The organism is Mycobacterium sp. (assembly GCF_035499775.1).
Classification (GTDB): Bacteria; Actinomycetota; Actinomycetes; order Mycobacteriales; family Mycobacteriaceae; genus Mycobacterium.
This window is the reverse complement of sequence record NZ_DATJYB010000329.1, coordinates 1-3,956: the sequence shown is the minus strand read 5'-3', so window position 1 is coordinate 3,956 and position 3,956 is coordinate 1. Positions and strand designations below refer to the sequence as shown.

3 protein-coding genes are annotated in these 3,956 nt (G+C 68.9%); 1 reads left to right on the top strand and 2 read right to left on the bottom strand.

Going from position 1 to position 3,956, the window contains the following annotated elements; all coding sequences use genetic code 11:
- Both VML93_RS20945 and VML93_RS20940 read right to left on the bottom strand, forming a co-directional pair.
- Positions 1-1,760 (bottom strand): VIT domain-containing protein (locus VML93_RS20945; RefSeq protein ID WP_325613636.1); only part of this gene is annotated, 1,760 nt, incomplete at its 3' end.
- Complete coding sequence (locus tag VML93_RS20940) at positions 1,757-2,356, bottom strand: hypothetical protein (RefSeq protein WP_325613634.1); 600 nt, start codon at positions 2,354-2,356, stop codon at positions 1,757-1,759. The genes VML93_RS20940 and VML93_RS20945, both read right to left, overlap by 4 nt.
- A gap of 149 nt (positions 2,357-2,505) precedes the next feature.
- Between VML93_RS20940 and VML93_RS20935 the strand changes: the two genes are divergently transcribed.
- On the top strand, positions 2,506-3,956 hold a 1,451-nt coding region (locus VML93_RS20935; RefSeq protein ID WP_325613633.1), incomplete at its 3' end, for an AAA family ATPase.

Sequence of the window (3,956 nt, the reverse complement as noted above, 5' to 3'; positions counted from 1 at the left end):
CACAACACACCGAACCGCAGCGACGTGTCGACGATCCGCTTCGCCAGATCCTGCGTGGAACTGCTGCCGTTACTTCCCGACGCGGAGGCGAAGCGGTCCTCGAGGTCGCGCAGGTGGGCGCGCGCCCATTGAGCGGTCACTGCCGAGGCATCGCCGCGCTGCCCGGCGACGGTGGCCGACCAGTCACTGCCGTCGCCGGACGTGCCGCGCAGGGTGAGCGATCCGGACGCGGCTCCCCGATATCGCCCGGTCACCAACAGCGGCACGCCCGGCAGCAGGTCGGGCAACCGAACCGGGCTCGCGGTGTCCTCGATCGTCATCAGGCCGTCGGCCTGTAGTGCCAGCGAGGATGCGAGTGGCGCACCGATGCGGCGGTGAATGGCGTGCATTGCCTCGTCGAGGCGGTCCTCGCTTTCCACCAGTTCGCAGTGTCCCCCGCCGGCCTTGGCGAGCCGGCCCAGGAATCCGGCGTTGACGGCCTGGTCAACGCCAACCGCGTGCACCCGCACTCGGTGCAGGTCGCGAGACAGTGTCCGAATCAACTGGTCTTCGTTACCGACTTGCCCATCGGTCACCAGGACGACCACGGCATCGCGGGCGGCATCGGTCCCGCTCAATAAGGCGAGGGCCTGCCGCAACGGTGCGACCAACTCCTTTCCGCCCCGCGCGTCGACCCGGGCAAGGTGTTCGACAGCGCGGTACCGGTGCCGATCGGTGGCCTCAACCAGCCCATCGGGCAGTCCGGCGGGACACTCGATTTGGTCGTCGAATGTCAGGACCGCGAACCGGTCGCCGCTGGTGAGCGTGTCGACTATGCGCGACGCGGCGCGGCGAGCGGCCATCATCTTCCATCCGCGCATGCTGCCGGAACGGTCCAGCACCAGCACCAGGTCGCGCGGGCGCAGCGGCCCAGTTGACGCTGGCGACAGCACGGTGAGCCGATAGGTACCCTCGTCGCCGTCGGCGTCCGGAACCAGGACGAGCGAGTCGGTGAGGTCGTCAGCGCCGTAGCGCAACCGCAGGACGAAATCCCGGTCGGCCTGCGCCCCTGGCTGAACCCGTATCCGGCCGTCGTCGGTAGTCACCGCGGGCAGGCTCGACCGCACCTCCGACGGTGTCAGACCGGCAGGGTCGATGCCGACGTCGATGGTCAGTGGAACCGGGTTGGGGAATCCGGGCAACAGCACCGGCGGGGTGATGCGCGAGGCGTCGGGAACCGCATCGGTGTCGTGGGCATAGCCGTCGCCGACCGCGGTATCGGCGAGGGGCTTGCCCGGGATGTACCGCGGCGCCACCACGAGCGGGAACCGGAACGTCGCCTCGCCGTCCTCGCAGGCCAGCGGGTTGAGCAGCGTGAGTGCGACGCTGACCCGTGCACCCGGCAGGATGTTGCCAACCCGCATGGTGAAGATTTCCGGCCGCTCCTCTTCGGTGATGGACGCACGCCGGCCCGACTCGACGGCCCCGTCGTACGCGCGACGGGCAGCCTCCCGCTCGCGTAGCTCGGCCTCGACGACGCGACCGTCGGCGGTCAGCTGCATTCGGGTGACCGCGGCGCGATCCGGCAGCGGGAACACATAGCTGGCTTCCAGCGGCACGTCGAAGGTGTTGACGAAGTCCTGCCTCAGCTCGACTTGGCTGGTGAGCCCGCTGATCTCGGCCCGAACGTCGATGCGGTCGAGGGGCAGGTTGCCCCGCTCGGTGCGCAGCGCACCCAACCCCGCCTCGTCGTCGGTCGTCGACGTGGTGCGGACGGTCATGATGGGCTCCGTTCGTCGAGGGGTAGCAAGCCTGACAGCAATCCACGTTCAGCCAGCACTTCCAGCAGCGGCCGGGCGGCCGCACCGATCGCATGGATGTCGTCTTCGTCAGGTCGGGCGGGCAGCAGCAACAGCGCGCCACCCGGCAGGTTCACCGCGGACAGCGTCGTGACACTGTCAGCGCCGTCACCGTTGGCCACCGGTTCGACGGGCGGATCGGCCCAGAAGCGGGGGCGCGCCGCCGACTCATACGCCGGCTCCGCCGCGATGATCTCGTCGGGAACGGCGGCGATGCGGCGCAGCGTTTCGTTTGTCGCGCCGGCGAGTTCGGCCTGGATCTCGGCCAGCGAGCGGCCCTGCGCCTGACGGCGTTTGACGGCGACGATCTGCAGCAGGTGCCTGGTGCAGTAGATCGCTGTGCGGCCCTGCATGGCGGGCCGGTCGACAAGTCCGGTCGTCGTGTACCAGCGCACAATCCGCCGATCGGGCAGCTCCCGCACTCGCCCGTTGGGCGCGCCCGGGTACCCCGGATCGGCCAGGCTGTCGGCGACCCGTCGCACCAGTTCGTCCAGCGTCCACGACGGCCGCTCGGTCATGCATCGATACTGACACTGTAACTATGACACTGTCAAGGTTTGCCCTAGGAACCTGATATGGGCTTTGCTTTTGCCCGTCGACGTGTTGGTGGACGCCGTATTGTTGGTCAATCAGGGGTGGTCGGGACTCCTGGATCGGTGGTGCAGGGATGAAGGCCTGCGGGTCATGCGGCACTGGCCTGCGAGCGAACGCAAGGTTCTGCGACGAGTGCGGCGCCCCGACTGCGGTTTCGGGTGATACGGCGCAATACAAGCAGGTGACGGTGCTGTTCGCCGACGTGGTGGGGTCGATGGACATCGCGGCCGTCTTGGACCTCGAGCGGTTGCGCGAAATCATGACCGCCCTGGTGGAGCGGTCGGCGGCGTTGGTGCAACGCTACGGCGGCACCGTCGACTACAACGGCGATGGCGTGATGGCGCTATTCGGCGCCCCGGTTGCCTTGGAGGACCACGCCTTTCGCGCGTGTCTGGCCGCGCTGGCCATCCAGGACGAAGCCACCCGGCTGGCGGCCGAGGTGCTGCAGCGCGACGGCGTGGCGCTGCGGTTGCGGGTGGGCCTGAACTCGGGTCGGGTGATCGCCGGTGAAATCGGTTCGGGCGCACTGGGATACGCCGCGACCGGCGAGACAGTAGGGTATGCCCAGCGGATGGAATCCGCGGCGCCGGAGGGCGGGGTGCTGCTTTCCGAGTCGACCGCACAGCTGGTCGAGCACACCGTGCTGCTGGCCGAACCGGAGTGGATGCACATCAAGGGCGCCGGGCAACCGTTGCGCACGCACCGGCTGCTCGCGATCCAGCCGCGGCAAGGGGTGGTCGGGCGCGCCGAGCCGAGCCTGGTCGGCAGGCGCTGGGAGATCGCGGCGCTTGACGCCATGGTGGACCGCACGATCGGCGGCCGCGGTGGCGTCGTGACCGTGGTCGGACCGCCGGGCATCGGCAAAAGCCGGGTCGCCCGCGAGGTTGCTGCGCTCGCCTCCGGCCGCGGGGTCGAGGTGTATTGGGCCTTTTGCGAATCGCACGCGAGCGACGTTCCATTCCATGCCGTGACACGGCTGTTGCGGGCCGCCATGAATGTGGCCGAGGTCGACGGCGAAGCCGCACGGACGCGGTTGCGCGCCGCCGCGCCTTCCGATGCCGATCCACAGGATCTCCTACTGCTTGACGATCTGCTCGGCATGGCCGACCCCGAGGTACCGCTCCCCCAAATCAACCCCGACGCGCGGCGGCGCCGGCTGATCGCACTGATCAACACCGCATCGCTGGCACGCACCCGACCGGCGCTCTACGTGATCGAGGATGCGCATTGGATCGATGCGGTGAGCGAGTCGATGCTGGCCGACTTCCTCGCGGTGATCCCCCAGACCAGGGTGATGGTGCTGATCACCGCCCGCCCCGAATACCAGGGCGCACTGACGCGCGCACCCGGCGCTCAGACGATAGCCCTTGCCGCACTGGGTGATTCGGACACCGCCACCCTGTTAGGTGTGCTGCTGGGTACCGATCCCTCGGTCAGCGAGCTCGCGACGATCATCGCCGAGCGGGCCGCGGGGAACCCGTTTTTCGCCGAGGAGATGGTGCGCGAGTTGGTGCAGCGCGGCGT

What these genes read in the sequence shown, in the direction of transcription:
- VML93_RS20940 (WP_325613634.1), bottom strand. Translation starts at nt 2,356, where the DNA reads ATGACCGAGCGGCCGTCGTGGACGCTGGACGAACTGGTGCGACGGGTC.